Genomic DNA, 6,724 nt, shown 5'->3' on the forward strand with positions numbered 1-6,724 from the left:
TTTCCTGTTCTAAAAATGAATCTTTAACCTCAGCAATATCCCTCAAATAAACAGCCTGCCCTTTTGGGTTGCGGATCACCATGGCAGCTACCTCATCGGCATTTTTGAAATCCTGCTTAATGTCGATAGTCCTGCGAACGCCATCAGTTTTAGCGGTACCCGTTGACGATAAAATATTTTCGTAACCAATAGCCGTACTAATATCTGGCAAGCTGAGTTGTGCGGCAGCCATTTTGTTCATATCAACATTAACCTGAATTTCAGGTGTTAAAGCGCCAACTTCATCAACTTTTGAAATCTCCTTGTAACTTTCAATTTCATCTTTTAATATATCAGCATATTCCTTTAGCTTTTTCAGGTCATAATTACCAGATATATTTATATATAAAATAGGAAGATCCGCAACATTGATATCCGAAACAACGGGATCGGTATAATTATTATCATTTTGCGGGAGATCTTTCTTAGCTTGGTCAATCTTGTCCTTTACGTCTATTTTTGCATCCTTGATATCAATATTGGCTTGAAACTCAGCTGTGATAATAGAAACGTTCTGAACCGAGTTTGAGGTTACTTTCTTTAATCCCTTTAAAGATTTCAGTTGCTTTTCAATCTGGCGTGTTACCAGGTTCTCAATATTTTGGGGAGACTGACCAGCAAAGGTTGTAGTTATAAACACCTTTGATTGCGCTATATCCGGAAAGTTTTCCTTAGGCAGGCGATTATAACTTATCAGGCCAAGCGCTGTGATCAGGAACATGAGCACATAAATGGCCGTTTTGTTATCGATAGCCCAGCTTGACGGGCCAAATTTTTTTTCTACATCTTTCATAATGAACAGATCTATTGGTTAATAACTAATTGGCCGACTGAACAACTTTGATCTTATCGCCGTCCTCAATTTCAGTTGCACCTTCAACAACCAGCTGGTCGCCGGCTTTCAAGCCCGATAATATCTCTGTTTGGCCACCATAGGTAACGCCCGATTTTACATTCACCTGTTTTGCAATACCATTCTGATTAACAAAAACATGATCGCCGTTCTCTGATTTCTGTATAGCTTTAACCGGTACTGCTATAGTATTTGTTTTGGCGTAATCGGCTATTTTCAAAATAGCGGTCATATTAGGGCGAAGTGTGCTGCGTACAGGAAGTTTGATCTCCACACCAAAACTGCGTGATGTAGGGTCAATTGCTTTGGCCGCAAAGGTCACCTTGGTAACTAATGAATCGTTAGCATCCGGAATCAATATTTTAACATCATTACCGGTGTTTACGCTACTCGCGTATGATTCAGGAACGTCGGCCTTAACTTTTAAAACATCGGCATTGACTATACGAATACCGGTTTGACCAGGTGCAGCACCCTGACCAAGTTTCAGGTCCATTTGATCTACAGTGCCATTAATTGGTGATATGATGCGATATAAAGCCGATTGCTTTTTTAACGATGCTAAAGCTTTCTGGCTGCTTTGTAAAGTGGTTTGAGCCTGCAGGTATTGTACTTCGGTGCCAATTTTCTGATCCCAAAGATTTTTCTGACGATCAAATAACTGTTGATTTAAACTTACCTGCGCTTCGCTTTGTGCAATATTTTGCTGCATAACGCTATTATCCAGTTGTGCTAATACCTGGCCTTTACTCACATGCTGACCTGGTTTTACATAAATAGCGGTAATAATTGCCTGTGCCTGCGGATAGGCAGTAACGTTATCCTGCGCATCTATCTTACCCTGTATTTGTACATAATTGGTAAAGCTACCGGTCTTAACTTCAGTAACACTTACGTCAGTACTTTTGGCTGAATCGGTAGTACCTATCTCCGCCTGCAGCTTCTCAATTTTTGAGTTAATATCCGATTGCTGCTTTTTCAGATCGGCCAGCTCGGCGTTTTTATCTTTAGGCTTACTTGAGCAGGCTGCCAGTAAAACCAGGAATGGTATGTATATAAATTTTTTCATTTTCATTGTTATATGGTGAGTTTAGCGTTGTTGTTATTTAATTCGTCCGTAAGCTTTATCAAGGTCAACTTTACTAACCAGGGCATCATAAAGACCTTGTATATATTTGTTGTCTGCATCTTCAAGCGATGTTTGTGCCTGGGTAACCTCAATACTGGAGCCTACTCCCTGCTGATATTTCACTTTTGATACGCGCAGCACTTCCTGGGCAAGGGTCTGGTTACGTTTTTGATTATTAAGCGATTGCAAACCGTTTACATAAGTAATATGAGCCTGGTTAGCCTGGAGCTTCAAGCCGTTTTTCGCATTTTCCAGGTCATTCTGCGATTTCACCACAGCACTTTTGTACTGTTTTATCTGATTAGTCCGCTGAAGGCCGCTAAATATTGGTACGTTTAAAGTTAACCCTACATAACTTGACGGGAAACTCATTTTATAAAGGTTACTAAAATTATTGTTCTGGTATGACGAGGTGTAAGCCGCATTAGCTTTAAGCGATGGAAGTGAAAGCGATCTTTGACGTTTCAAATCCAATTGCTTTAGGTCTACGGCTGTTTCAGCCAAATTATACTCAATACGGTTATGATAAAATGAGGTATCGGCCGCAAGCTCGGCGGTATTATCATCCAGCCTGATATCTTCAAGTTTATCTTTCAGGCTAAGCGCATATTCAATAGGCATACCCATCTGAAACTTAAGTACCTGGTAATTTAAGGCTAACAAACGGATGGTATTTTCGCGGCTTGTAACTAAATTATTGTACTGAACAGTGATCCGGTCTACATCAATTTTTTCTACAACGCCTTGTTTATTTTGCTGTACAGTTTCATCCATCTGCTGTTTTAGTTGGGCAATATTTGCATTTAATAGTCTTAACTGCTCGTTACTTACCAAAACCTGGTAATAAGCTTTGGTAACGTTAACATTGGCCTGAATTTTTGAACGAATATGATTTCTGACTGAAAGTTCTTTATATGTTTTTGATGCTTTTAAGCCAACAAGATAACTACCATCAAACAAGATCTGATCAGCATTAACACCAACGCTCGATTGGTATTTAACCCCAAACTGAACAGGAATAAAAGTGCCGGCGGGTTGTCCAAAAATTTCTCCGGGCAATAAAGTGGTAGGGATCTTCAGATAATCCTGGAACGATGCGGTTCCGCTTACCTGGGGCAAACCGATGCCGGTGGTTTCTCTAACTTTATACTCAGCGCTTTTAATATCAAGGTTGGCATTAACTACAGAATCCTGGTGCTCATACGCATAATTAACACAGTCCTGAACCGTAAAGTTGTACGTTTGGGTGTTTGGCGCTGCCTCCTGCGCGTAGCCCTTAAAGGCTATGGCGCAAAATACAGTTGCCGTGTAAAATAGATATTTCATTATATATGTTGTGGTTGAGTGATTTGATTTCATTTAAGCTGATACAAATTTCATGCTGTTAATGACAACTGTGTGTCAGCATGTTATTCATTATTAATATTCTTATACTCATTAAGCAGTTTGTAGCCTTCAAGTGTACAAATGCCATAATTAAAATGATCTAAAAACTGAACTTGCACCTTCCATGGACTAAACTCAGTTACCGGGAATATGGATGTATTAAAGCCCAGCTCCACCTGGTTAACCCGCATACGCGCCATTATCTTTACGTCGATATCTTTACGAATGTAACCCTGTCCCATTCCTTTAATTAAAAGTTCTTCCATTTTTTGGATCAACACTTCGGCCTTGAACTTTTGAAAATCCTCCCAGGCTTCAGAATGGTATTTTTGCAGGTCGTGAATAACGATCGGGTTGATCCTTGAAAAGATCTCTTCCGAGCATTTGGTCATGTTGATCATCTCTTCAATCACATTAGCCGATTTGCTGATGATCTCATTCATTTGCTCCTCATCTTCCTTCAGCTTTTTTGCTGTTAAGGCTACAACCAATTCATTCTTATCTTTAAAAAACTGGTAGATGGTTTTTTTCGACATGCCAAGGTGCCTCGCAATATCATCCATGGTGATACTTTTGATCCCTGCGGTTAAGAACAGATCCTCGGCTCCTTTTATAATTCTTTCTGTTTGACTCATTGACTTTCCGGGTCAAAACTAAGGAAACATTTTTTGAATAAAAAGTTTCCATTCATTTTTACTTTTTCATTACAAATACTTGTTCATTTTTAAAATCAGTTTAATTATTGCTTATTATCCTGCGGTTTATTTGCAAAGCTTTTAATCTGCCAATGGCACATCAAAAATGATTACCTTTGCAAAAAATTATTACCCACTCTTTTTAATATGACGCTTACTTCACTTTCAGCGATCTCGCCTATTGACGGCCGTTATAGAAACACCTCTGCCGAACTTGCCGGATACTTTTCAGAATATGCACTTATTAAGTACCGCGTATTTGTTGAGATCGAATATTTTATCGCACTTGTTGAATACCCACTCCCTCAGTTACAAGCTTTTGATAAAAATATATCAGAAAAGTTACGCGACATTTACAGGAATTTTTCGGAAGATGACGCTGAAAGTATCAAAGTGATAGAAAAAACGACAAATCACGATGTCAAAGCGGTTGAATATTTCATTAAAAAAGAGTTTGATAAATTAGGTCTGGAGCCATACAAAGAGTTTATCCATTTTGGCCTTACCTCGCAGGATATCAACAACACTGCTATCCCGTATACTTTCAAATTGGCTTTAAATAACAGCTACTATCCGGCAATCAATGACCTGGTTAGTATCTTAAAAGCTTTCGCTGCCGATTGGGAGAATGTTCCTTTGTTAGCGCATACCCATGGTCAGCCGGCTTCGCCAACCCGTTTAGGCAAAGAGATCCTGGTTTTTGTGGAGCGTTTGGAAGCCCAGTTGGAATTGCTGAAACCTATCCCTAATTCGGCTAAGTTTGGCGGCGCTACAGGTAACTTTAATGCTCACTTTATTGCCTACCCTGATAAAGACTGGAAAGCATTCGGTAATCATTTTGTAAATGAGATCCTGGGATTAAAGCGCTCACAGTTCACCACCCAGATTGAACACTACGATAACTTTGCCGCGCAATGCGATGCATTGAAACGCATTAACAATATCCTGATAGATCTTGACCGCGATATGTGGACCTACATATCCATGAACTATTTCAAGCAAAAGATCAAAGCAGGCGAAATTGGCTCATCGGCCATGCCGCATAAGGTTAACCCTATCGATTTTGAAAATTCGGAAGGTAACCTGGGCATCGCGAACGCGCTATTTGAACACCTTGCGGCCAAACTGCCAATATCAAGGTTACAGCGTGATCTTACCGACTCTACCGTGTTAAGGAACATTGGCGTACCGTTTGCGCATACGCTTATCGCCATAAAATCAACAGTAAGAGGCTTAAATAAGCTTTTATTGAATACCGATGCTATCAATGCCGACCTGGAAGCTAACTGGCCGGTTGTTGCTGAAGCCATCCAAACCATATTAAGGCGTGAAGGCTATCCTAACCCTTACGAGGCACTCAAAGATCTTACCCGTACCAACCAACAGATCAACGCCGGCACAATAGCGGAATTTGTTGATACGTTAAATGTAAGTGACGCGATTAAGGAGGAGATTAAAAAGATAACACCTTTAAACTACACCGGAATTTGATTTTATTATTTGCAAAAATCAAAAATCATCCGCATGTCATAACAAAGTAAGTGGTAGCTTTTAATGAAAAAGGTCACTAAATTTGTTAATTAAGATTTTAAAACACGAAACGATGAACATCAACGTATATACCGAATTAACGCCTAACCCGGCAACTATGAAATTCATAGTTAACAAACTGCTGATTAATGGCAGTGTTGACTTTCCTACAAAGGAAAGTGCCGAAAAATCACCCTTTGCAAAGGAACTTTATAAGTTTTCATTTGTGAACGGCGTTTTCTTTGCCAGCAATTTTGTTACCATTACCAAAACTGAAGGCAGCGACTGGGCAGATGTTGAGCCGATAATGAAAGAGTTTGTTAAAGGCGCTATCGAATCTGAATTGAAGATTCAGTTAGAAGAAGAAGCTGAGGTTGGCAATTTTGAGGGATCTGAAACCGAAGTTAAAATTCAGCAGATCCTGCATGATTACGTTCGCCCGGCTGTTGAGCAGGACGGCGGCGCTATCTCTTACCGTTCATTTAACGAAGGCGTTGTAACTGTTGAGCTTCGCGGTTCATGCAGCGGCTGCCCTTCATCAACCGTAACCCTTAAAGCCGGTATCGAAAACCTGCTTAAACGCATGGTACCTGAAGTTACCGAGGTGGTTTCTGAAGCATTATAATATTATTGATTGGGGTTGATTCCCATAGTTTACACAAAGGCTTCTCATAAAATGAGAGGCCTTTATTTTTTATTCCTCAAACCTGTTTGTAATTAAATGACAGTTATTTTTCCATAAGTTTCTATTTTAGCTACCTAATCTTAAACATTATCACAATGCCCAAATCGTTTTGTATTTTTAAATGTCCTCCTGCCTTTTCATTTGACGACATTCTGCTTACTCCAACTTTTTAATCTATGGAAATTGACCGACTAATAAATTGCTCAAATTGTGGTGCAGTATTGGAGAAGAGTGCAGACCAAACAATTCAATGCAAGTACTGCAGAACTGTTTATCATCAAAAGCAGCAGGAGGATAGTATCAAAATATCAACATTGAATGAGCAACGCAGTTGGGAATATATGCCTAATCCTAAGCCCAGGCGTAAAAAAACCAACCCGGTTGCATGGGTTATCGTCTCATTAATC

7 protein-coding genes are annotated in these 6,724 nt (G+C 39.7%); 3 read left to right on the plus strand and 4 right to left on the minus strand.

Features of this window, described 5'->3' with window-relative positions; genetic code table 11:
* The 4 genes from VF500_RS16420 to VF500_RS16435 form a co-directional block, all read right to left on the minus strand.
* Positions 1-832, minus strand: an 832-nt coding sequence (locus VF500_RS16420; protein WP_330860710.1) for an efflux RND transporter permease subunit, incomplete at its 3' end; no start/stop codon positions are given.
* A gap of 25 nt (positions 833-857) precedes the next feature.
* Positions 858-1,961 carry an efflux RND transporter periplasmic adaptor subunit gene (locus VF500_RS16425; protein WP_330860711.1) on the minus strand — a complete coding sequence of 368 codons (1,104 nt, stop codon included), beginning with the start codon at positions 1,959-1,961 and terminating at the stop codon, positions 858-860.
* 33 nt (positions 1,962-1,994) lie between these two features.
* Complete coding sequence (locus VF500_RS16430) at positions 1,995-3,347, minus strand: TolC family protein (protein ID WP_330860712.1); 1,353 nt, start codon at positions 3,345-3,347, stop codon at positions 1,995-1,997.
* Between the two features lie 83 nt (positions 3,348-3,430).
* Positions 3,431-4,042 carry a TetR/AcrR family transcriptional regulator gene (locus VF500_RS16435; protein WP_121225935.1) on the minus strand — a complete coding sequence of 204 codons (612 nt, stop codon included), beginning with the start codon at positions 4,040-4,042 and terminating at the stop codon, positions 3,431-3,433.
* A gap of 207 nt (positions 4,043-4,249) precedes the next feature.
* Between VF500_RS16435 and purB the strand changes: the two genes are divergently transcribed.
* From purB to VF500_RS16450, 3 genes are all read left to right on the plus strand, one after another.
* Positions 4,250-5,593 (plus strand): adenylosuccinate lyase, encoded by a 1,344-nt coding sequence (gene purB, locus VF500_RS16440; protein WP_330860713.1) that lies wholly within the window; start codon positions 4,250-4,252, stop codon positions 5,591-5,593.
* Positions 5,594-5,705: 112 nt separating this feature from the next.
* Positions 5,706-6,257: a NifU family protein gene (locus VF500_RS16445; RefSeq protein WP_110583832.1), complete on the plus strand. Its 552-nt coding sequence runs from the start codon at positions 5,706-5,708 to the stop codon at positions 6,255-6,257.
* A 236-nt stretch (positions 6,258-6,493) separates the two neighbouring features.
* The coding region (locus VF500_RS16450) for a hypothetical protein (protein WP_330860714.1) at positions 6,494-6,724 on the plus strand (231 nt) is incomplete at its 3' end.

It is taken from the genome of Mucilaginibacter sp. (assembly GCF_036383575.1).
In the GTDB taxonomy this organism is placed as follows: Bacteria; Bacteroidota; Bacteroidia; order Sphingobacteriales; family Sphingobacteriaceae; genus Mucilaginibacter.